Origin of the sequence: Pseudomonas sp. BF-R-24 (genome assembly GCF_019947335.1) — a bacterium.
GTDB classification, from domain to species: domain Bacteria; phylum Pseudomonadota; class Gammaproteobacteria; order Pseudomonadales; family Pseudomonadaceae; genus Aquipseudomonas; species Aquipseudomonas jessenii.
This window is the reverse complement of the sequence record NZ_JAGYGG010000008.1, coordinates 120944-143915: the sequence shown is the minus strand read 5'-3', so window position 1 is coordinate 143915 and position 22972 is coordinate 120944. Positions and strand designations below refer to the sequence as shown.

The following is a 22972-nucleotide window of genomic DNA, read 5'->3' as shown; positions in this document are numbered from 1 at the left end:
ATGACCCATGCCCCGAGTTTCCCGCAAACAAGCCGACCTCAACCGCGAGACTATCGTCGATGCCGCCACCCGGCTGTTTCGTGAACGCGGCTTGCACGGGATCAGTGTGGTCGATGTGATGGCCGCCGCGGGCCTGACCCACGGTGGCTTCTACGGGCACTTCGAATCCAGGGAAGCCCTGGCGCAAGAGGCCAGCGGCCGGGCTTTCGAGCAGGCCGCGCAACGCTGGTCAGGACGGGTGGCCGAACATGACAGCAAGGACGCCGCCCGCCGTGCCGTGGTCGAAACCTACCTGTCCAACGAAAGCCGGGACAAGCCGGGCGACAGCTGCCCGGTGGTGGCCTTTGCCGGGGACATGTGCCATGAGGCCGCCGAGAGCGGACTGCGCCAAACCTATCTGCAAGGCCTGAACAACCTGCTCGATTCCCTTGGCTCGCTGCTGGACGCAGAGGACGAAGCCGGCAAACGGCAGCAGGCGCTGGTGCAGTATTCGCTGATGTTCGGTGCGCTGATGCTGTCCCGGGCCACCCGAGGCGACCCGCTATCGGATGAAATTCTCGAAGCTGCCCGGGCCGCCCTCACGCCGTCGAAGTAAATCGCCCGCCCCCACGCAATAAAAAGATCGCAGGCATTACCAGCTCCTACACTCAGCGCAGTGTCCACAATGGCGCAGGAGCTGCCACGGACTGCGATCGCTGGTGGTTGCCAAGCCGCCCTGAAATCAGCAATCTCAAGTGACGTTCGAGCCGATTTTTCGATGCCCACAGGGAGCCAAGCATGCCTGTAACCGTTCTGGTACTGGTTGAAACCATCAATGAGTACCTGCCTATCCTCGAACATCAGGGCTTTCACCTGATCCTGGCCCCGACGCCCGCCGAGCGCGCCGAAGCCATTGCCCGCCACGCCGGGCAGATCGACGCCGTCCTCACCCGTGGCCCGTTGGGGCTGTATGCCGATGAAATCGCCGCCCTGCCCAACCTCAAGATCATCTGCGTGATTGGCGCCGGCTATGAACACGTCGACCTGCAGGCCGCAGCGAACCGGGGCATCACCGTCACCAATGGCGCCGGGGTCAACGCCTCGTCCGTCGCCGACCATGCGATGGCGCTGTTGCTGGCGCTGGTGCGCGACATACCCCGCTGTGATGCCTCGGTACGGTGCGGCGAGTGGCCGAAGATCATGCGTCCTTCCCTCGCAGGCAAACGCCTGGGCATCCTCGGCCTCGGCGCCGTCGGCATGGCCATCGCCAAACGCGCGGCCAATGGCTTCGACATGGCGGTGAGTTACCACAATCGCCAGCATCGCAGCGATGTGCCCTACACCTTCTGCTCCACCCCCACTGAACTGGCCCGTGCTTCAGACTTTTTGATCGTCGCGACCCCCGGTGGTCTCGGGACCAGACACCTGATCAACAAAGCGGTCCTTGATGCCCTGGGTCCCAACGGGTTCATCGTCAACATCGCCCGCGCCAGCGTGATCGTCACCACCGACCTGATCAGCGCCCTTGAACAACGCCGGATCGCCGGCGCCGCACTCGACGTGTTCGACGCCGAACCGAAGGTGCCGGATGCACTCAAGATCCTGAGCAACGTGATCCTCACCCCCCATGTCGCCGGGCTGTCCCCGGAAGCCACCCAGGGCACCGTCGAAATGGTGGGCAAGAACCTCGTGGCGTTTTTCTCCGGCCAACCGGTGCTCACGCCGATCGAACTGCCGGCGGCCCAGAGCCAGCTCGTCCATTGATGGCGATTCAAACAGCTGTATCAAAAACAATGATTGGCCGGCAACACGCTCACCTATAAGAGCCGTTCGCGGTTGTAGGTGCGCAGTGTGCGCATTAGATTAGCCAATAGTTTCAGGCCTCCAGAATAAGCAGAAGGGATAAGCATGGCGCTTACTGACCAGTCCACCCGTACCCGCACCGGCGAAGAGCTCGATGCCGGCCTGATCGATCCGTACCTCAAGGCCCATATTCCGGGGCTCAGCGGCTTGCCACGGATCAGCCAGTTTCCGGGCGGCGCTTCAAACCTCACTTACTTGCTGGAATACCCCGAACAGGAATTCGTCCTGCGCCGCCCGCCCTTCGGCCACAAGGCCAAGTCGGCCCACGACATGGGCCGTGAATTCCGCATCCTCAATCAACTGCGCGACGGTTTTCCGTACTGCCCGAAAGCCTACGTGCACTGCACCGACGAATCGGTGATCGGTGCCGAGTTCTATGTCATGGAACGGGTCAACGGCATCATCCTGCGCTCGGACCTGCCGCCGGAGCTGGGCCTGGATTCGGCGAAAACCGAAGCCCTGTGCAAGAGTTTCATCGACAAGTTCGTGGAACTGCATCGCGTCGACTACAACGCCTACGGCCTGGGTGACCTGGGTAAACCCGAAGGCTACGTGACACGACAAATCAAAGGCTGGAGCGATCGCTACGAAAAGGCCCTGACCCCCGATGCGCCACAATGGGAAGCGGTCAAGGCCTGGCTCAACGACAAGATGCCGGCCGACCATCCGACCTCCAGCATCGTGCACAACGACTACCGCTTCGACAACGTGATCCTCGACCCGAACAACCCGATGCAGATCATCGGCGTGCTCGACTGGGAACTGACCACCCTGGGCGATCCGCTGATGGACCTGGGCAACACCCTCGCCTACTGGATCGAAGCCGATGATCCGGCGCCGGTGCAGATGATGCGCCGCCAGCCGAGCCACGCGCCGGGCATGCTCACCCGCCGCGAGTTCGTCGATTACTATGCCGAACGTTCGGGCATACGCATCGACAATTTCGACTTCTACTACACCTACGGCCTGTTCCGCCTGGCTGGCATCGTGCAGCAGATCTACTACCGCTTCTACCATGGCCAGACCCAGGACAAACGCTTCGCGCAGTTCATTCACATGAACAAGCTGTTGGAGCAGATGAGCTTGCAGGTCATTTCGAAATCCAGCCTCTGACCGTATGCGATCCCTGTAGGAGCGAGCCTGCTCGCGAAGATCGTGAACGATAACGCGCACTGACTGGCCTCAACTGAACAGCATTAGCCGCAACACGGCATTTGACTCGATAACAAGACTTTTCATAAGGGAATCCCATGTCCAAGACTCAGTTGTTCGACCTCGACGGCAAGATCGCTTTCGTCTCCGGCGCCAGCCGTGGCATCGGTGAAGCCATCGCCAAACTACTGGCCCAGCAAGGCGCCCACGTGATCGTGTCGAGCCGCAAGCTTGAAGGCTGCCAGCACGTCGCCGACGCGATCATCGCCGCCGGCGGCAAGGCCACCGCCATTGCCTGCCACATCGGCGAGATGGAACAGATCAGCCAGGTCTTCGCCGGCATCAAGGAACAGTTCGGGCGCCTGGACATCCTGGTCAACAACGCCGCGACCAACCCGCAGTTCTGCAACGTGCTGGACACCGACCTCAGCGCCTTCCAGAAAACCGTCGACGTGAACATCCGCGGCTACTTCTTCATGTCGGTCGAAGCCGGCAAGCTGATGCGCGAAAACGGCGGCGGCAGCATCATCAACGTGGCGTCGATCAACGGTGTTTCACCGGGCATCTTCCAGGGCATCTACTCGGTGACCAAGGCGGCGGTGATCAACATGACCAAAGTCTTTGCCAAGGAATGTGCGCAATTCGGGATTCGCTGCAATGCCTTGCTGCCGGGTCTGACCGACACCAAGTTCGCCTCGGCACTGGTGAAAAACGAAGCCATCCTGAACACCGCTTTGCAACAGATCCCGCTCAAGCGCGTGGCTGACCCAAGCGAAATGGCCGGCGCAGTGCTGTACCTGGCCAGCGATGCTTCCAGCTACACCACCGGCGTTTCGCTGAATGTGGATGGCGGCTTCCTGTCCTGATCATCTGAACAGCACAAATCCCTGTGGGAGCGAGCCTGCTCGCGATGGCGTTATCAGATTCAACATCGATGTCGACTGATACGCCGCTATCGCGAGCAGGCTCGCTCCCACAGAGTGATGCCCCCGATTTACTGCGTGACGCAACGAGTCGTGGTAGTGACTCGGGTCACCTGCCCGTCTTCAGCCCGTACATCGCCCAGGACATCGGTTTTATCCATGGCCTGGCAGGTGCGTTCAGGAGGGGGTGGAGTGACCGCTGGAGGGGGTGGCGGACTGGCACAGCCGCCGAGGATCGCCACGCAGAATGCCAGCGACAAAGGTGAGATAACGCGTTTCCCAAGAGTTTTCATAGGTTGACCCGCGATAAGTGATAGACACTTTTTTGTGACAACAAAACCGGCGCGCAAAATCCATGCACCTGTCAAAAAAATAAATATCTGCGAATCACTTATAGCCCAATCCGTGACCAGCACCCGTAAAAGCTGACAGTTCTTACATCACCGAATCAGGGCGCTGCAAGGAATTGCTGTCCAGTTCGTAACGCAGTTCTTCGATCAATGCGGTGACCGACTCCGCAGTCTGCAACGTGCTCATGGTCAGGCCACTGACCACCAGGTCCACCTGCCCCGACAGCGGGTGATAGAGCTTCACGGTCAGCGAATGGTCGCCGCTGACACTGCATTCGCAAGCCAGGGGTGAAAAACTGCGTTCGATCAGCATCCGCAGTTGCGCCAGCGTGATCATTGCGACGGGGCCTGGCGGGTTGAAGGGCCGTGCAAGTGGCTCATGGGGCGGTTCCTTTTGGCGGTTTCCGAAGGGGAAGCGCGCGGGACTTGAAGTCACCTGCCGCACGTCCTCAGCCTAAGAGCCGCTTCACCGGATCGACACATGAATTTGCACCCTGCGATCTAGTGCATTTACACCTTTACCCCTGCCCCTTGGTCCGCCATTCACTGGAGAACAGTCCCCGCTCCCGCGCCCAGACAATCGCCTCGCTGCGGCTGTGCACATTGAGCTTGGAGTACACCATCGCCACATGGTTGCGCACTGTGTTCGGTGCCAGTTTCAGGCGCGCGGCGATTTCCTTGTCGGCCAGGCCTTCGCAGATCAGGCCCAGCACATCGCGCTCACGGGCGGTCAGGTCGGTGAAGGACACACTGGGCAATTTCGGTGAGTTGACGCTCTTCACATTGGCCAGTTTTTCGATCAGCGTGCGGCTGAACCATGAGGCGTCCTTCATCACCTCCTCGATGGCCGACACCAGTTCCAGCTCGGTGCGCCTGCGCTCGGTAATGTCCATCAGCACCAGCAGATAACAGGGGATGCCCTGAATGTTCACGGTGTCCGCCGACACCGCGCAATCGATCAGCCCGGCGTCTTTCCTGCGCAGACGTACGTCGATGCGATCCAGGCTACCGGTTTTCTCCAGCCTGGCGAACAGCCAGATGCGCGCGTTTTTGTCATCGATGAAGTCGATCTGCGCAATGCTGCTCCCAAGCACGTCCTCACCGCGATAACCCAAGGTATCGAGGAACGCATCGTTAACGTCCAGCACCCGTTGATCAGCCGCGCCGCACAGCAGAATCGGCACCGGAGACAGGCGAAACGCCTTGGCAAAGCGTTCTTCGCTCTGGCGCAGGGCGATTTCGGCCTTGTGCCGTGGCTCCATGTCGACGAAGGAAAACAACATGCAGGCTTCGTCGTTGAGCTCCAGCGGCTGGCCGGCCACGATGACCTGTTTACTGCCGCCATCCGCTAGCCGCAACTGGGCCTGCATCTGCGCGATGGTCACCCCTTCGCAAAGACGCTGCCTGGCCAGATCCTTGCTTTCGGCCAGGTCCAGCACATCCAGCTCGTAGGTCGAAGTACCGATCACCTGGTCACGGGCATAACCGGTCATTTCGAGGAAACCTGGGTTGACCTTGATGTAGCGCAGATCACTGAGTCGACAGATCACTGCCGGTGCCGGGTTGGCGGCGAAGGTTTTCTCGAAACGTTGCTCGGCGCTGGCCCAGTCGGTGACATCGTCCATGATCAACACCAGCGATTCCGGCTCGCCACGGCTGTCGGCCAGCACCAGGCTGCGCACGCGATGGACCCAGGACCGCTCGTCGTCCGCTGCCGACGCCACGTCCACCAGCACATCGCTGAACGTCTCGCCGCGCGCCAGCCGGCTGATCGGGTAGCTGTCGACTGGCACTGCATGATTGTTGCGATAGCGCAAGGCAAAGCGTTGGGTGTAGGCCTTGGCATTGACGCCCAGGTCGCTGATCTGCGAGGCACCGTGCATGGCCAGCGCCGCCTCGTTGGCCCACAGGATGCTCTGGTCGGGATCGAGCAGAATCACCCCGTCGGACAAGCAGGCGATGATTTGCTGCAACTGGCGACGATTGGCCTCCGTGGAAAGGACGTGCTGGCTCATTTCGACTCCACAAGTATGGTGCCCCTGTGAAGAATACGACCGCCGGAGTTTTGGTTAGTGCAACGAACCTTGCGGGAGCGGGCTTGCTCGCGAAAGCGGTGGAGTTGGTCAGCGAAAAGCCTGGAGGGCCGGTGGTCCTTTGACTATTGCACGTTAAAGGACGCGTTAAGCCCCGCCAACTTGTCCGGATTACGCATGATGAAAACCCGATTCACCCGCCCGGTTTCATCGAAAGCAAACGTCATCGACGCGGTGATAACACCGTCGGCCTTGATGATGACGCCTTGTGCACCATTGATTTCAACGGGCAGCCATTCACAGGTTTGCCAATAGGCGTGCAACGACTGACCAATGAAATCCAGCACGCTTTCGATGCCAAACAGCGTTTCACGGATCGCCGAAGCCTTGCCGCCGCTGTCGGCGCAGAGTTCGACGTCTTCGCTTAGCATCACGCTCAAGTTCGCCGTGGAACCACTGGTGATGGCGTTGTGGAAGGCACTGAGCAACTGGTTTTGGCGCACAGGTTCCGGTTGATAGCGGGCCTGGGCACTGCCAAGACTCGCCTTGGCCCGAGACACCAGTTTGCGGCAAGCGGCTTCCTGCACCCCGACCGCATCGGCAACCTGCGGGTAATCCATGTCGAAGATTTCGTACAGCAGGTACGCGGCACGCTCCTTGGGTGTCAGCCGCTCCAGCAGCAACACGAACGCGGTGGACAGCGACGAAGCCAGTTCATGCATGTGCTCGGGTGAGTCCTGATGCGCCGTGTGGATCGGCTCCGGCAGCCAGGTACCGATGTAATCTACCCGGGACTTGTGCGCCGACCGTAGCAGGTCAATGCAATGGCGGGTGCAGGCGGTGGTAAGCCAGGCGGCCGGCGTGGCGATGGAGGCCCGGTCGGCCTCCAGCCACTTGATGAACAACTCTTGCACCGCATCCTCGGCTTCGACGCGCGAACCGAGAATGCGATAGGCCAGACCAAGCAAAAAGGGCCGGCGCTGCTCGAACACAGTGGCGGCGTTTTCAGCGCAGTTCATCAATCAGTGCCTCGACACCTGCAAGCGGTTCCACAGGTTGATCATGCCGATCTCGGCCGTCAAGGCGCCGATCTGTTCGTCATTGAAATACGCCCTCAGTTCACCGCGCAGGCTGGCGTAATCGGTTTTTTCATCCAGTATCGTCAAGGCTTCGGTCCACGCCAGCGCAGCGCGCTCCGCAGCGCTGAAATCACTGACGTGACGCCAGACGATCAGACGATCCAGACGCTCGTTGGTTTCATTGGCTTCCCGGGCTTCGCGGGTGTGCATCTTCACGCAAAAACCGCATTGGTTGATCTGCGAGGCGCGCAGGTGGATCAAGTGCTTGAGGCCTGGATCAAGATCATGCTGATCGAGCGCGACATGGACCTGGGTCAGGCTTTCGAAAACCTGTGGAATCGATTGCAGCAGGTTGACCGCTTGGGTGTTGGACGACATCGTGTTGCTCCACTGATTGAGGGATTCAACAGGATGACGATTGAGGGTTGGGGTTTGTGACGTGCGCTGATTCATTCAGCGCACGTCACTCGGTTCAAGCAGTCAACTCTCCCTTCGCAATCGCCGCCGAAGCCGCCAGCATTGCCCGCAACAGCACCGCACACCCGGCCGCCAGGTCTTCCGGCGCGGCATTTTCGATTTCGTTGTGGCTGATGCCGCCTTCGCACGGCACGAAGATCATCCCGGCCGGGCCGAGTTCGGCGAGGAAGATTGCGTCGTGGCCCGCGCCGCTGACAATGTCCATGTGCGACAGGCCCAGGCTTTGGGCGGCGCCGCGTACCGCTTCGACGCAGCCCTTGTCGAAGTACAGCGGTGGGAAGTCGGCCGTTGGCGTGAGTTCGAAGGTCAGGCCATGTTCGTCGCAGGTGGTTTCGATGACTTCACGCACTTCGGCAATCATCGAGTCCAGGCGCGCCGGTTCCAGGTGCCGGAAGTCCAGGGTCATGCGCACTTCGCCAGGGATGACGTTGCGCGAGCCGGGATAGGCTTGCAGGCAACCGACGGTGCCGCAGGCATGGGGTTGATGGCTGAGGGCGGCGCGGTTGAGCGCACCGACGATCACCGCGGCGCCGACCAGGGCGTCCTTGCGCAGGTGCATCGGGGTCGGGCCGGCGTGGGCTTCGACGCCGCGCAGCTTGAGGTCAAACCATTTCTGCCCGAGGGCGCCCATGACCACGCCTATGGTCTTGCGTTCGTCTTCCAGTATCGGGCCTTGCTCGATGTGAGCTTCAAAGTAGGCGCCGACTTTGTGGCCGCTGACTTTGCGCGGCCCGGCGTAACCAATGGCATTCAGTGCCTGCCCCACCGTCACGCCCTCGGCATCGACCTTGGCCAAGGTTTCCTCGAGGGTAAATTTTTCCGCGAACACGCCGGAACCCATCATGCACGGGGCGAAGCGCGAGCCTTCTTCGTTGGTCCAGACCACCACTTCCAGCGGCGCTTCGGTTTCGATGTTGAGGTCGTTGAGGGTACGCAGCACTTCGACGCCCGCCAGCACACCGAAGCAGCCATCGAACTTGCCGCCGGTGGGCTGGGTGTCGATGTGGCTGCCGGTCATCACCGGTGGCAGGTCGGGATTGCGCCCGGGACGACGGGCGAAGATGTTGCCGACGGCGTCGATGCTGACAGTGCAGCCGGCATCGATACACCATTTGACGAAGATGTCCCGGGCCTGGCGATCCAGATCGGTCAGGGCCAGGCGACACACGCCGCCCTTGACCGTGGCGCCGAGCCTGGCCAGTTCCATGAGCGATTGCCACAGGCGGTCGCGGTTGATGTGCTGATGGCTGGACTGCAGAACGTCTACGGCCGCGTTCATGATGATCTCCTCAGGCTGTTCTTATCAGGCTGTTCTTATCGGTTTCTCTCAAGCATTTTTTGGTGTGTTTGAGGCCCTCTTCGCGAGCAAGCCCGCTCCCACAGGGGGAATGCATTCCAAAGGTGGGAGCGGGCTTGCTCGCGAAGAGGCCAGTCATCACACCGCAGATTTCGCTACAGATGGGTTGGGCCGCATCACACTCAACCCGTAATAAATAACCCCACCCAGCGCCGAGCCAGTGAACCAGCCATAGCTGTAGAACCAGCTGAACGCATCGCTGCCCAGGGACAGCAGCGTCAGCACCACCGGCACACCAAACGCGATGAACCCGCTCCAGTTCCACGCCGGATACACGTCATCGCGGTACAGGCCGGCGAGATCCAGTTGCTGCTTCTTGATCAGGAAATAGTCCACCACCATGATCCCGGCGATCGGCCCCAGCAGGCTGGAATAGCCGAGCAACCAGTTGGAATAGACCGTTTCCAGGCTGAGATCGGAAACGATCAGGCCGAGCTTTTTCAGCAGTTCATGGGCCATCAGCGCCAGTCCGACCAGCCCGGTGAGGATTACCGCTTTGGTCCGGTTGATCGCCTTGGGGGCGATGTTCTGGAAATCGTTGGTGGGCGATACGATGTTGGCCGCGGTGTTGGTCGACAGCGTGGCGATGATGATCAGCGCCATGGCCAGCGCCACCCAGACCGGACTCTGGATATGGCCGATCAGGGTCACCGGGTCGGACACCGTCACGCCCACCAGCTTCACTGACGCGGCGGTCATCACCACGCCCAGGGAGGCAAACAGGAACATGGTCAGTGGCAGGCCGATGATCTGCCCGACAATCTGATCTTTCTGGCTTTTCGCGTAGCGGCTGAAGTCGGGGATGTTCAGCGACAGCGTGGCCCAGAACCCGACCATCGCGGTCAGCCCGGCCGCGAAGTAACTGGCCACGCCCGCGCCTTCGGGGCGCTTGGCCGGGATCGCCAGCAACTCGGTCATCGACACGTTGGGCATGGCCCACACCAACAACCCTACCCCCACCAGCACCAACAGCGGTGCCGAGAGCGTTTCCAGCCATTTGATCGACTCGGCACCGCGAATCACCACCCACAGGTTCAGCGCCCAGAACACCATGAAGCCAATGACCTCGCCGGTGCCGCCCAGGGACTTCCAGCCCTCGAACACCGAGCCAAGGAACAGGTGAATCGCCAGCCCGCCGAACATGGTCTGGATGCCGAACCAGCCACACGCCACCAAGGCGCGGATCAGGCACGGAATGTTGGAGCCGAGCACGCCGAAGGACGAGCGCAGCAACACCGGAAAGGGAATACCGTACTTGGTGCCGGGAAAGGCGTTAAGCGTCAGGGGAATCAGCACGATGATGTTGGCAAACAGAATCGCCAGCAGCGCTTCACCGACGGTCAGGCCGAAGTACGCGGTCAACACGCCACCAAGGGTGTAGGTCGGCACGCAGATCGCCATGCCTACCCACAGCGCGGTGATGTGCCATTTGTTCCAGGTGCGTTCGCGCACCTTGGTCGGTGCAATGTCGTGGTTGTAACGGGGACTGTCGAGGACATCGCTGCCGGCTTCAAGCTCGAACAAGCCGTCGCGCTCGGTCACTTGCGATCTGATCTGTTGCATGGCCGCTCCACTGTTCTTTGAATTATTTTTTGCTCATCGGGGGCTGGCGGCATCAATAAACGTGCCGGGTGCCCCGATTACGCATCGGGCAGTTCCATAAACACTCTGTAAGCAACTGATGTTTATCAGTTTTATGCAGTCAACGATGCAGTCCTCAGTTGCATGTCATGCCACTCAGGCCGAATGCCAGACAAGTTGTCCTGACAGTCAGGACTCAATCTGGTGCGTTGATCTTTTTTTCAATGGCTGCGCATCAACCATAGACCATACTCAAACAGCTGATTTCACATAAGAAATCTTGACTATTTTTCGATCCTGTCAAGTGCGTCAAAATGGTGAACGGCCTCACCATTTTGGTGATTCTTGCAATTAATCTTTAAATATCAATTAGTTAATACCTGCATAAGCTTATAAAAAATATTCTTGCCGATTCGGATAACTGCAGCTAGCGTTTAATCCTGACAGCACTGACAGGAATAAATCTGACCGGGCTGTTTGTATATAGAACATCTAGAACCGGCATAAACCGGTCATTGCCTGCGAGGAACTCGGAATGTCTCTGTTGATCCGTGGCGCCACCCTTGTTACCCATGATGAAAGTTATCGCGCCGATGTGTATTGCGCAGACGGCGTGATCAAGGCCATCGGCGAAAATCTCGATGTACCTGCAGGCGCCGAAGTGCTCGACGGCAGCGGCCAATACCTGATGCCCGGCGGCATCGACCCGCACACCCACATGCAACTGCCCTTCATGGGCACCGTGGCCAGCGAAGACTTCTACAGCGGCACGGCGGCCGGACTGGCCGGCGGCACCACGTCGATCATCGACTTCGTGATTCCCAACCCGCAGCAATCCTTGCTCGAAGCCTTCCATCAGTGGCGCGGCTGGGCCGAGAAGTCGGCGTCGGACTATGGCTTTCACGTCGCCATCACCTGGTGGAGCGAACAGGTCCGCGAGGAAATGGCCGAACTGGTCAGCCAGCACGGCGTCAACAGCTTCAAGCATTTCATGGCCTACAAGAACGCGATCATGGCCGCCGATGACACCCTGGTGGCGAGTTTCGAACGCTGCCTGGAACTGGGCGCGGTGCCGACCGTTCATGCGGAAAACGGTGAACTGGTGTATCACCTGCAACGCAAGCTGATGGCCCAGGGCATCACCGGACCGGAAGCGCATCCGCTGTCGCGGCCTTCACAGGTTGAGGGCGAGGCCGCGAGCCGGGCGATCCGCATCGCCGAAACCCTGGGCACGCCACTGTACCTGGTTCACGTCTCGACCAAGGAAGCCCTGGACGAAATCACCTACGCCCGGGGCAAGGGCCAGCCGGTCTACGGCGAAGTACTGGCCGGGCACCTGCTGCTGGACGACAGCGTCTACCGCGATCCGGACTGGCAAACCGCCGCCGGTTACGTGATGAGCCCGCCGTTCCGCCCCCGCGGCCATCAAGAGGCGCTCTGGCATGGCTTGCAATCGGGCAACCTGCACACCACCGCCACCGACCACTGCTGCTTCTGCGCCGAGCAAAAAGCCGCTGGCCGCGACGACTTCAGCAAGATCCCCAACGGCACCGCCGGCATCGAAGACCGCATGGCGGTGTTGTGGGATGAAGGTGTGAACAGTGGACGCTTTTCGATGCAGCAATTCGTCGCGCTGACGTCCACCAACACGGCGAAGATCTTCAACCTCTACCCACGCAAAGGCGCGATTCGTGTGGGTGCCGATGCCGACCTGGTGCTGTGGGACCCGCAAGGCACGCGCACCATTTCCGCCAAGACCCACCACCAGCAGGTGGACTTCAACATCTTCGAAGGCAAGACCGTGCGCGGCGTGCCCAGCCACACCATCAGCCAGGGCCGCGTGGTCTGGGCCGACGGCGACCTGCGGGCCGAACGCGGGGCCGGGCGCTACATCGAACGACCGGCGTATCCGGCGGTGTTTGATTTGCTGAGCAAGCGGGCTGAGCTGCACAAGCCTGTTGCTGTGAAACGCTGAAAGCGGCCTTCGGCCTCATCGCGAGCAAGCTCGCTCCCACAGGGATCTCGAGTGTTCACAAAACCTGTGGGAGCGAGCTTGCTCGCGATGAGGCCCGCACAGACAACACAAAAAACAATGCCCATTCAGAGGCAACACCTCAAATAACCGTGAGGCCAAAACCGTGATCAAGACCCTGGACCACCTCCCGCATCCCGTTGAGAATGCGGCCGCCCTCGCCGGCCACTTCACCGATCTGGCGCCGCCGCTCAACGAGCGCCAGGCGCACCTGGAAGCCTCGCGCTGCCTGTATTGCTACGACGCGCCCTGCGTGAATGCCTGTCCGAGCGAGATCGACATTCCCTCGTTCATCCGCAACATTGCGCAGGACAACGTGCAAGGCGCCGCGCAGAAAATCCTCTCGGCCAACATCCTCGGCGGCAGTTGCGCCCGGGTGTGCCCGACGGAGATTCTTTGCCAGCAAGCCTGCGTGCGCAACAACACTCACGAATGCGCGCCGGTCATGATCGGCCTGTTGCAACGTTACGCCGTGGACAACGCCCACTTCAGCACGCACCCCTTCCAGCGTGCTGCCGCCACCGGCAAACGCATCGCCGTGGTGGGTGCCGGTCCGGCCGGTTTGTCCTGCGCCCACCGCAGTGCCATGCACGGGCATGACGTGGTGATTTTCGAGGCGCGGGAAAAGGCTGGCGGCCTCAACGAGTACGGAATCGCCAAATACAAACTGGTGGATGACTACGCGCAAAAGGAGCTTGAGTTCCTGTTGGAGATTGGCGGCATCGAAATCCGCCACGGGCAGAAACTCGGGGAGAACCTGACCCTCAGTGAACTGCATCAACAGTTCGATGCGGTGTTCCTCGGCCTCGGGCTCAATGCCAGCAAACAGCTAGGTCTGGCCCACGAAGACGCGCCTGGCCTGCTCGCCGCCACCGACTACATCCGCGAACTGCGCCAGGCCGATGACCTGAGCCAACTGCCCCTGGCCGACCACTGCATTGTCCTCGGCGCAGGCAACACCGCCATCGACATGGCGGTGCAAATGGCCCGCCTCGGCGCCCACGATGTGAATCTGGTGTACCGCCGTGGCATCGAGGACATGGGGGCCACCCATCACGAACAGGAGATTGCCAAGGCCAATCAGGTGCGGCTGATGACCTGGGCTCAACCCGAAGAAGTGCTGCTCGATGACCATGGCCGCGTGCGCGGCATGCGTTTCGCCCGCACCCGTCTGGTGGAAGACCGCCTGCAAACCACCGGTGAAACCTTCGAACTGGCCGCCGACGCGATCTTCAAGGCCATCGGCCAGACCTTCGACGGCAGCGCCCTCAGCGATCCGCTGGCCCGAGAACTCAAGCGTCAGGGCGAACGCATCGAAGTCGATGAACAACTGCGCACCAGCATCCCCGGCGTGTATGCCGGCGGCGACTGCACCAGCCTCGATCAGGACCTTACCGTGCAAGCCGTGCAGCATGGCAAGCGCGCCGCCGAGGCGATCAACGCTCAACTGATGCTCAACGTGGAGGCTGCGTAAATGGCCGATCTGTCGATTGTCTTCGCCGGCATCAAAGCACCCAATCCATTCTGGCTGGCCTCCGCGCCGCCGACCGACAAGGCCTACAACGTGGTCCGCGCCTTCGAGGCCGGCTGGGGCGGCGTGGTCTGGAAAACCCTGGGTGAAGATCCGGCGGCGGTGAACGTGTCGTCGCGCTACTCGGCACACTTCGGGGCTAACAGGGAGGTGCTGGGCTTTAACAACATCGAGCTGATCACCGACCGCTCGCTGGAGATCAACCTGCGGGAAATCACCCAGGTCAAAAAGGACTGGCCGGACCGTGCGCTGATCGTGTCCTTGATGGTGCCCTGCGTCGAAGAATCCTGGAAACACATCCTGCCGCTGGTGGAAGCCACTGGCGCCGACGGCATCGAGCTGAACTTCGGTTGCCCCCACGGCATGCCGGAACGCGGCATGGGCGCGGCGGTCGGCCAGGTGCCGGAATACGTGGAACAGGTCACCCGCTGGTGCAAGACCTATTGCTCGCTGCCGGTGATCGTCAAGCTCACGCCGAACATCACCGACATCCGTGTCGCCGCCCGCGCCGCCCACCGTGGTGGTGCCGATGCGGTGTCGTTGATCAACACCATCAACTCGATCACCAGCGTTAACCTCGAACGCATGGTCGCCAATCCCATGGTCGGCAGCCAAAGCACCCACGGCGGTTACTGCGGCTCGGCCGTCAAGCCGATTGCCTTGAACATGGTCGCCGAAATCGCCCGCGACCCGCAGACCCAGGGCCTGCCGATCAGCGGGATCGGCGGCATTGGCAACTGGCGCGATGCGGCGGAATTCATCGCGCTCGGCAGTGGCTCGGTGCAGGTATGCACGGCGGCGATGCTGCATGGCTTCCGGATTGTCGAAGACATGAAGGACGGCTTGTCACGCTGGATGGACAGTCAGGGCTATGCCAGCATTTCGGAGTTTTCCGGCCGCGCGGTGGGCAACACCACGGACTGGAAGTACCTGGACATCAACTACCAGGTGATCGCGAAAATCGATCAGGAGGCTTGTATCGGTTGCGGTCGCTGCCATATCGCTTGTGAGGACACCTCGCACCAGGCCGTGGCCAGCCTCAAGCAAGCGGATGGCACTCACAAGTATCAAGTGATCGATGAGGAGTGTGTGGGCTGCAACCTGTGCCAGATCACCTGCCCGGTGCAGGACTGCATCGAGATGGTGCCGGTGGAGACTGGCAAGCCGTTCCTGGACTGGAATCATGATCCGAGGAATCCGTATCACGTCAGCCCTTGATGCCGGCGGCGCCTGAGCTGACGCCTTCGCGAGCAAGCCCGCTCCCACATTTGAAATGCATTCCAATGTGGGAGCGGGCTTGCTCGCGAAGAGGCCGGCAGCCGCACCATAGATTTTCAAGGCTCCAACCCGATCCCCCGCAAAATCACACTGGTCACCGTCTGCACCGCTTTCTCGAACTGCATGTCCGACAGCGGCTGATGGTCGTTGAGAATATTCACCTGGTGATCGAAGTCGGCGTAGTGCTGGGTCGAGGCCCAGATCATGTACAGCAGGCTCGAGGGCTCCACCGGCAGGATGCGTTTGTCGTCCACCCACTGGCGGATTTTCGCTTCCTTCATCTTGGCCCAGTCGTACAGGCTCGCATCCAGCGCTGCGCCGAGGGTCGGCGCGCCATGGATGATTTCGTTGGCCCAGACTTTCGAGCCATAGGGCCGGCTGCGGGAATGGTTCATCTTGGCGCGGATGTAGCTGCTGAGCACCACACGCGGGTCATCGAACATCTCGAAGCACAGCGCATCCTGCTTCCAGACTTCCAGCAAGTCGAACAGCACGGCGCTGTACAACTCGGTCTTGGTGCTGAAGTAGTAGTGCAGGTTGGAGCGCGGCAGTTGTACTTCAGCGGCGATGTCGGCCATGGCGGTGCTGCCAAAGCCCTTTTCAGCGAAGACTTTTTCCGCCCCCAGCAGGATTTTTTCGACGTTACTGCGACGAATCTCGATCTTGTGATTGCCCATGCGGATCCCCGACAACAACGTTGAGCAAGACTAGCATCCGCTCTGGATCGCGGCGACAGGGGAAAACGAAACTTCGTACTGCCGCTGTCGTATAGCTAAACTCTGCGCACTTGGAAACTGCCTGAGGTACCCACGATGTTGCTCAAGAAAACCCTGACCGTCGCGGCCCTGCTCGGCACGCTGCCGCCGATGATTTCCAGCTGACAATCCAATCCCTTGTGGGAGCGAGCTTTTGTGGCGAGGGGGCTTGCCCCCGTTAGGCTGCGCAGCAGTCGTAAATATAAACTCCTCGATATGCCTGAAAGTCGTAGGGGCCGCTTCGCGACCCAACGGGGGCACCCCCCCTCGCCACAGGGAACGGTGCAAGCCTTGAAAATCACACAGCAGGTCAACATGTCGCTAACACTGATCGAACTCGAAGACGAATTCACCCGCCTCACCCTCGCACCAGAGCTTGGCGGCAGCATCGTCAACTGGACGGTGCGCAGCACCGGACAGCCCTTGTTGCGTCACAGCGACACCCATGCCCTGAACACCGGACTGCCCGGCAAACTCGGCTGCTTTCCCCTGATCCCCTGGTCCAACCGTATCGCCGATGGCGGTTTCGATTGCCCCGATGGCTGGCTGGCACTGGCGCCCAACAGCCTCACCGATCCCCTGCCGATTCACGGCAGCGCCTGGCAGCAGGCGTGGGACGTGGTTTCCCGGTCGGAAAATGAAGTGGTCCTGCAACTCGACGGCACAACCCCCTTCGCTTATCGCACCCGGCAACGTTTCCAATTGAGCGCGGGCAAGCTGAGCATCGAACTGCACGTCACACACCTGGCCGAGCACGCTGCGTGGCATGGCCTGGGATTGCATCCGTATCTGCCGCGCACCGCGAACACCCGACTACAGGCACCCGCCCGGCATGTGTGGTTGTGCGACAGGGAAAAACTGCCGACAGAACTCAGCGCATTGCCGCTCGAGTGGGATTTCCAGCAACTGAAGGTATTGCCCGAATCGCTGGTGGACAATGGCTTCTGCGAATGGAACGGTCACTGCCTGATCGAGCAAGCGGATCTTGGTTACACGCTCGACTGCCAGGCCACCGGCAGCGATTACTACCTGCTGTACTGCCCCGTGGGCCTGGAGTTTTTCTGCATCGAGCCGGTGAGCCATCCGGTCAACGCGCACCACCTGCCCGGTCGGCCGGGGTTGCGTTTGCTGGAACAGGGCCAATCCACCGAACTGGGTTTCACCCTGCAGTATCGGCCGCTTCAGGCAGATGTTCCCAACAGTTGACTCAACACCGCTCGCAACTTGCCGGGCTTCACCGGTTTGTTCAGCAAGGGTGCGTTGAGCCGCTGCAACGCACGCCGGCATTGGTCGGTGCGGTCGGCGGTAATGATCACCGCGGGAATGTCCTGGTGGAAATGCTCGCGTAAATGTCGCACCACATCACAGCCGACCACCCCGTGATCGAGGTGATAGTCCGCGAGAATCAGCTCCGGCGCCTGTCCGCGTAACGCTGCCAGTGCAGCCGCTTCATCGGTGGCGACCAGAACGTCGCAGCCCCACTGCCCGAGCAACGCGCCCATGCTTTCGAGAATGCTCACTTCGTTGTCGATCACCAGCAGACGGCGGCCCGGCAGCGGATTGCCGGTGCCCGGTTGTGGTACCGCCTGGCTCACGGGCAACGGAACCTCGTCGGATATCGGCACCTCGATGCTGAACATCGAACCCCGCCCCGGCAACGAGTACACGCCGATCCTATAGCCAAGGATCTTGGCGATGCGCTCGACGATCGCCAGCCCCAGGCCCACGCCCTTGCGGTCGGCGGCGCGACCGACGTCCAGTTGGTTGAACTCGAGGAAGATCGAATCGAGCCGGTCGGCGGCGATGCCACGCCCGGTGTCCCAGACCTCCAGGCGCAGCATCTCGCCCCGACGCCTTACCGCCAGCAGGATGCTGCCTTCATCGGTGTAGCGGCAGGCATTGCTGAGGAAGTTGCGCAGGATCCGCGTCATCAGGCGCAAGTCGGTGCTGATGGCGTAATCGGCCATGCGCACCCGCAGGTTCAAGCCGGCCGCCTGGGCGACGGACTGGAACTCCGAGACCAGCGGCCCAAGCAGTTCATCGAGGCGGTACGACGCGATGTCCGGCTTGACCGCGGCCTGATCGAGCCGGGAAATGTCGAGCAGATCCGTCAGCAGGTCTTCGGCCCCTTCCAGGGCCTGGTGAGTGCGCTCCACCAGCACCTGTTCGGCTTCCGGCAATTGGCGTTCGCGCAAGGTCGAAATCAGCAACCGCGCGGCGTTCAGCGGTTGCAGCAGGTCGTGGCTGGCGGCGGCGAGGTATTTGTCCTTGCTGTGATTGGCGGCCTCGGCGGCATCGCGGGCATCGCGCAAGGCCTTGGCGATCTGTTTACGCTGGGTGATCTGCTGCTGAAGGTTACGGTTGGCTTCGAGCAATTCATCGGTGCGCGCGACGACGCGCTGCTCCAGTTCGTCATTGAGTTGCTGCAGGCGTCGCTGGGCCAGCTTGCGCTCGGTGATATCGGAGACGAACCCTTCCACCAGGCCTTCCTGGCCGGGCTTGAGCAGCAGGTTCATCAACACATCCAGGTGACTGCCGTCCTTGCGCCGCAAGCGGGTTTCATAGCCGTGCAGGCTACGCTGGTGCCTGAGGATTTCGCTGATGGTTTCCAGCTCCTGCGCGCCGTCGACGAACAGGGTGCTGGCCAGGTCAGTCAGGGAGAACAGCACCTCCTGCGGATCCTGGTAGCCGAGCATGCGTGCCAGCGCCGGGTTGGCGGCGCGCATGCCATCGAGCAGGCTGGCCTGGAAGATCCCGTGCACCGCGTTTTCGAACAGCCACTTGTAGCGGTTGCGCTCGGCTTCCAGATCATCCAGACGCGCGGCCAGTTCCGGGTAATGACTCTTGCGCGCCGAATGGCTGCCCAGTCCCAGCAGCCCGGCCAGGGCCCGTTGTTGCTCGTCAGAGGGCTTCGCCATAGACGACCTCGACATCACGCTGGCTGGATTCGCGCGGGTTGGTCAGGATGCACGGATCGTGCATCGCATGCTGCGACAGGAACGGAATGTCCGAGGTCCTGACGCCATGCAAACCGAGGGTCTCGTGAAAGCCGATGGCGTGCTTGAGGGCGATCAGGTGTTCGACCAGGCGCCCACAGATCTGCCGGTGATTCAGGCCTCGGCAGTCGATGCCGAAGGTCTCGGCGATCACCTTGAAGCGCTCCGGTGCCGAATTGTAATTGAAGGCCACCACATGCTCGACGAGCACCGCGTTGCACAGGCCGTGGGGCAGGTCTAGAAAGCCGCCGAGGCTGTGGGACATGGCATGCACGGCGCCCAGGATGGCGTTGGAAAACGCCAGCCCGGCCTGCATGCTGCCGAGCATGATCTTCTCGCGCAGGGCGATGTCGGTCGGGTTGGCGATCATTTGCACCAGATTGCCATTGATCAGGCGCATCGCCTCCAGTGCATGGGGATCGGTCAGCGGCCCGTGGCCGGTGGACACGAAGGCTTCGATGGCATGCACCAACGCGTCGATGCCGGTACAGGCCGACAGGAACGGGTCCATGCTCAGGGTGGTTTCCGGGTCGATCAGCGAAACGTCCGGCACCACGGCCTTGCTGACGATGGAGAACTTCATGCGCTCCTGCTGATTGGAAATGATCACGAATTGCGAGACATCGGCCGAGGTGCCGGCGGTGGTCGGAATCAGGATCAGCGGCGGGCTGGGCACGCGGATGGTGTCCACGCCCTCGAAATCGAGAATGCTGCGACCATGGGCGACGACGATGCCGATGCCTTTGCCGCAGTCCATCGGGCTGCCACCACCGACGGCGACGATCACGTCGCAGTGGTTTTCCCGGTACATCTCGGCACCGAGCATCACCTCTTCGACCCGTGGGTTGGGCGAGACATCGCTGTACAGGCAGTATTCGATGCCCAGCGCTTGCAGGCTGGCCTCGACATCGGCGACCCAGCCGGCGGCGATCACGCCGGGATCGCTGACCACCAGCACCTTGCGTGCGCCAAAGGTCTTGGCGTAATTGCCGACACTGTGCCGGCTACCGGCACCGAAGATGATTTCAGGGGAAACGAACTTGCGCAGCTGGTTGAGACTCTGGCTCATTGGAAAGCCTGTTTTTATTGTTTTGGAAGGTAGAAACCACACTAAACCATCCAGCTGCGAATGCAATCAGACCAATGGGTAGCAGGCTGGGGCGTACTCAGATTCGAATTCACCGCGGCCCCCCTGTGGGAGCGGGCTTGCTCGCGAAGAGGCCCTGTCAGTCAATATTGATGGTGACTGACACACCGCTTTCGCGAGCAAGCCCGCTCCCACACGGATCTGTGTCGCCAGACTAACCGCGATAGATCAGCTGTGAAGTCTTCGCATTGCGCAGCGTCAGGTGTTCGATCCCCAACCCTGGCGCCTCGGCTTCTTCGCGGGCCTTGAGGATCACGCCGTGGTGCGGCGACTTGCTGCACACCGGGTCGGCATTGCTAGCATCGCCAGTCAGCATGAAAGCCTGGCAGCGGCACCCGCCCAGGTCCTTGTGCTTTTCATCGCAGGAGCGGCACGGCTCCTTCATCCAGTCATCGCCGCGAAAACGATTGAAGCCGAACGAGTCGTTCCAGATGTGCGAGAGGCTGTGCTCGCGCACGTTGGGAAACGCTACCGGCAACTGCCGGGCGCTGTGGCAAGGCAAGGCCGTGCCGTCGGGGGTGATGTCGAGAAACAGGTTGGCCCAGCCGTTCATGCAGGTCTTGGGGCGTTCCTCGTAGTAGTCCGGGGTGACGAAGATCAACTTGCACGGATGGCCCTGAGCTTCAAGGCGTTCGCGATACTCGTTGGTGATGCGCTCGGCGCGCTGCAATTGTTCCCGTGTGGGCAACAGGCCGACGCGGTTGAGTTCAGCCCAGCCATAGAACTGGCACGTGGCCAATTCGACGAAATCCGCTTCCAGCTCCAGGCACAACTCGATGATCTGCGCGATCCGGTCGATGTTGTGCCGATGGGTGACGAAGTTCAGCACCATCGGATAGCCCTGGGCTTTCACAGCACGGGCCATGGCGAGTTTCTGGGCGAAGGCCTTGCGCGAGCCGGCCAGCATGTTGTTCACCGCTTCGTCGGCGGCCTGGAAGCTGATCTGGATATGGTCCAGCCCGGCCACCTTGAAGTCGCGCACCTTCTGCTCGGTCAGGCCGATGCCCGAAGTGATCAAATTGGTGTAGTAGCCCATGTCTCGCGCGGCCTTGATCAACTCGGCGAGGTCCTGACGTACCAGCGGCTCGCCACCGGAAAAGCCCAATTGCGCGGCGCCCATGTCCCGCGCTTCGCGGAATACGCGAATCCATTCTTCCGTGCTCAGTTCCTCGCCGTGTCGAGCAAAGTCCAACGGATTGGAGCAATAGGGGCACTGCAACGGACAGCGGTAAGTCAGCTCGGCGAGCAGCCACAACGGCGGTCCGGGCAGCGTCTCACTCGATCCAGAATTGCGCATGGGCCACCTCCAGAAACGCCAGCACGTCTTCGTCGATCCCGGGTACGCCGGGGAAATTCGCGCTCAATCGATCAATGATCGCCGCCACGCTGCGCTGGCCATCCACCAGGTCGAGAATCTGCCCGGCGCTGCTGTTGAGCTTGATCATGCCTTCGGGGTACAGCAGCACGTGGCAATCCTGACGGGGCTCCCATTGCAGACGAAAACCACGACGCAAGGCCGGTGACTGCTGGCGATTGATCAGGCTCACAGGGCGATCCCCCGGTGCCAGACGTTGTCGCCGGTGACCGTGTGATAAGGCGGGCGTGCAAGTTCGTAGGCCATGCTCATGGCATCGAGCATGCTCCACAGTACGTCGAGCTTGAATTGCAGGATCTCCAGCATGCGTTGTTGCCCCTCGGCCGTCACGTAGTGCGCCAGGGTAATGCGCAAGCCATGTTCGACATCGCGCCGCGCCTGACTCAGGCGCGTGCGGAAATAGTCGTAGCCGGCGACGTCGATCCACGGGTAATGGGTCGGCCAGGCGTCGAGTCGCGACTGATGGATCTGTGGGGCAAAGAGCTCGGTCAGCGAACTGCTGGCCGCTTCCTGCCAGCAGGCGCGACGGGCGAAATTGACATAGGCGTCCACCGCGAAACGCACCCCGGGCAGCACCAGTTCCTGGGAGAGGATCTGCTCGCGATCCAGGCCCACGGCTTCGCCCAGGCGCAGCCAGGCTTCGATTCCACCCTCGCTGCCGGGGACGCCGTCGTGGTCGAGAATCCGTTGCAGCCACTCCCGGCGCACGTCGCGGTCCGGGCAGTTGGCCAGGATGGCAGCGTCTTTCAGGGGGATGTTGACCTGGTAATAGAAGCGATTGGCGACCCAGCCCTGGATCTGCTCGCGGCTGGCGCGGCCGGCGTACATGGCTTGGTGGAAGGGGTGATGGATGTGGTAGTAGGCGCCCTTGGCGCGCAGGGCGGCTTCGAATTCTGTAGGGGACATCGGGGTCTCGGTCATTGGGGTACTCCTGGAAGCGCTGCGGTGTCTGGTCTGGCCTCTTCGCGAGCAAGCCCGCTCCCACAGGGGTCAGGGTTGAACACATTTTTTTGATCGAAACAGATCCATTGTGGGAGCGGGCTTGCTCGCGAAGGCGTCAGTCG

The 22972-nt window shown here is 61.2% G+C and carries 20 protein-coding genes; 8 read left to right on the top strand and 12 right to left on the bottom strand.

The window, feature by feature from the left end; all coding sequences use genetic code 11:
- The first annotated feature begins 7 nt into the window (after window positions 1-7).
- The 4 genes from KGA98_RS09255 to KGA98_RS09240 all read left to right on the top strand — a co-directional run bounded on the left by KGA98_RS09255 (window position 8) and on the right by KGA98_RS09240 (window position 3860).
- Entirely contained in the window at window positions 8-595 is a 588-nt protein-coding gene (locus tag KGA98_RS09255) for a TetR/AcrR family transcriptional regulator (RefSeq protein ID WP_223502143.1), read from the top strand.
- A gap of 182 nt (window positions 596-777) precedes the next feature.
- A complete protein-coding gene (locus KGA98_RS09250) occupies window positions 778-1743 on the top strand; it encodes a 2-hydroxyacid dehydrogenase (RefSeq protein WP_223502142.1) in 966 nt (321 codons plus the stop codon).
- Between the two features lie 144 nt (window positions 1744-1887).
- On the top strand, window positions 1888-2955 hold the full coding sequence (locus KGA98_RS09245) for a phosphotransferase family protein (protein WP_223502141.1): 1068 nt from the start codon (window positions 1888-1890) through the stop codon (window positions 2953-2955).
- Between the two features lie 137 nt (window positions 2956-3092).
- Window positions 3093-3860 (top strand): SDR family oxidoreductase, encoded by a 768-nt coding sequence (locus tag KGA98_RS09240; protein WP_007976320.1) that lies wholly within the window; start codon window positions 3093-3095, stop codon window positions 3858-3860.
- A gap of 492 nt (window positions 3861-4352) precedes the next feature.
- Here the strand turns inward: KGA98_RS09240 and KGA98_RS09235 are convergent, their stop codons facing one another.
- The 6 genes from KGA98_RS09235 to KGA98_RS09210 all read right to left on the bottom strand — a co-directional run bounded on the left by KGA98_RS09235 (window position 4353) and on the right by KGA98_RS09210 (window position 10776).
- Window positions 4353-4604: a DUF1652 domain-containing protein gene (locus KGA98_RS09235; RefSeq protein WP_090454982.1), complete on the bottom strand. Its 252-nt coding sequence runs from the start codon at window positions 4602-4604 to the stop codon at window positions 4353-4355.
- 181 nt (window positions 4605-4785) lie between these two features.
- Window positions 4786-6282: a helix-turn-helix transcriptional regulator gene (locus KGA98_RS09230; protein ID WP_223502140.1), complete on the bottom strand. Its 1497-nt coding sequence runs from the start codon at window positions 6280-6282 to the stop codon at window positions 4786-4788.
- A gap of 143 nt (window positions 6283-6425) precedes the next feature.
- The gene (gene sigJ / locus KGA98_RS09225; protein ID WP_223502139.1) at window positions 6426-7319 is read right to left on the bottom strand and encodes an RNA polymerase sigma factor SigJ; all 894 of its coding nucleotides are present in this window, start codon (window positions 7317-7319) and stop codon (window positions 6426-6428) included.
- 3 nt (window positions 7320-7322) lie between these two features.
- Window positions 7323-7757 (bottom strand): carboxymuconolactone decarboxylase family protein, encoded by a 435-nt coding sequence (locus KGA98_RS09220; protein WP_090454979.1) that lies wholly within the window; start codon window positions 7755-7757, stop codon window positions 7323-7325.
- Window positions 7758-7851: 94 nt separating this feature from the next.
- A complete protein-coding gene (locus KGA98_RS09215; protein WP_057715181.1) occupies window positions 7852-9135 on the bottom strand; it encodes a Zn-dependent hydrolase in 1284 nt (427 codons plus the stop codon).
- Window positions 9136-9291: 156 nt separating this feature from the next.
- Window positions 9292-10776, bottom strand: a complete 1485-nt coding sequence (locus tag KGA98_RS09210) for an NCS1 family nucleobase:cation symporter-1 (RefSeq protein ID WP_154908904.1) — start codon at window positions 10774-10776, stop codon at window positions 9292-9294.
- A gap of 553 nt (window positions 10777-11329) precedes the next feature.
- Between KGA98_RS09210 and hydA the strand changes: the two genes are divergently transcribed.
- The 3 genes from hydA (at window position 11330) to preA (ending at window position 15575) form a co-directional block, all read left to right on the top strand.
- Window positions 11330-12769 (top strand): dihydropyrimidinase, encoded by a 1440-nt coding sequence (gene hydA, locus KGA98_RS09205; protein ID WP_057715183.1) that lies wholly within the window; start codon window positions 11330-11332, stop codon window positions 12767-12769.
- A gap of 163 nt (window positions 12770-12932) precedes the next feature.
- Window positions 12933-14300, top strand: coding sequence for an NAD(P)-dependent oxidoreductase (locus KGA98_RS09200; RefSeq protein ID WP_057715184.1), 1368 nt, complete (start codon window positions 12933-12935; stop codon window positions 14298-14300).
- Complete coding sequence (gene preA, locus KGA98_RS09195) at window positions 14301-15575, top strand: NAD-dependent dihydropyrimidine dehydrogenase subunit PreA (RefSeq protein ID WP_102672357.1); 1275 nt, start codon at window positions 14301-14303, stop codon at window positions 15573-15575.
- Window positions 15576-15691: 116 nt separating this feature from the next.
- Here the strand turns inward: preA and KGA98_RS09190 are convergent, their stop codons facing one another.
- Window positions 15692-16312, bottom strand: coding sequence for a TetR/AcrR family transcriptional regulator (locus KGA98_RS09190; protein WP_008017494.1), 621 nt, complete (start codon window positions 16310-16312; stop codon window positions 15692-15694).
- A 393-nt stretch (window positions 16313-16705) separates the two neighbouring features.
- On the opposite strand from KGA98_RS09190, the gene KGA98_RS09185 reads away from it, so the two are divergent.
- Entirely contained in the window at window positions 16706-17596 is an 891-nt protein-coding gene (locus KGA98_RS09185; protein ID WP_223502138.1) for an aldose 1-epimerase, read from the top strand.
- Here the strand turns inward: KGA98_RS09185 and KGA98_RS09180 are convergent.
- From KGA98_RS09180 to pqqC, 5 genes are all read right to left on the bottom strand, one after another.
- Window positions 17572-19308: a NahK/ErcS family hybrid sensor histidine kinase/response regulator gene (locus KGA98_RS09180; protein WP_223502137.1), complete on the bottom strand. Its 1737-nt coding sequence runs from the start codon at window positions 19306-19308 to the stop codon at window positions 17572-17574. The two genes, KGA98_RS09185 and KGA98_RS09180, sit on opposite strands and share 25 nt — an antisense overlap.
- Window positions 19292-20455 (bottom strand): alcohol dehydrogenase-like regulatory protein ErcA, encoded by a 1164-nt coding sequence (gene ercA, locus KGA98_RS09175; RefSeq protein WP_057715188.1) that lies wholly within the window; start codon window positions 20453-20455, stop codon window positions 19292-19294. The genes KGA98_RS09180 and ercA overlap by 17 nt, the downstream gene beginning before the upstream one ends.
- A 232-nt stretch (window positions 20456-20687) precedes the next feature.
- A complete protein-coding gene (gene pqqE / locus KGA98_RS09170; protein ID WP_223502136.1) occupies window positions 20688-21830 on the bottom strand; it encodes a pyrroloquinoline quinone biosynthesis protein PqqE in 1143 nt (380 codons plus the stop codon).
- Window positions 21808-22080: a pyrroloquinoline quinone biosynthesis peptide chaperone PqqD gene (gene pqqD / locus KGA98_RS09165; RefSeq protein WP_057715190.1), complete on the bottom strand. Its 273-nt coding sequence runs from the start codon at window positions 22078-22080 to the stop codon at window positions 21808-21810. Before pqqD ends, pqqE begins: the two co-directional genes overlap by 23 nt.
- Window positions 22077-22829 carry a pyrroloquinoline-quinone synthase PqqC gene (gene pqqC / locus KGA98_RS09160; protein ID WP_154860153.1) on the bottom strand — a complete coding sequence of 251 codons (753 nt, stop codon included), beginning with the start codon at window positions 22827-22829 and terminating at the stop codon, window positions 22077-22079. Before pqqC ends, pqqD begins: the two co-directional genes overlap by 4 nt.
- Between the last annotated feature and the right edge of the window lie 143 nt (window positions 22830-22972).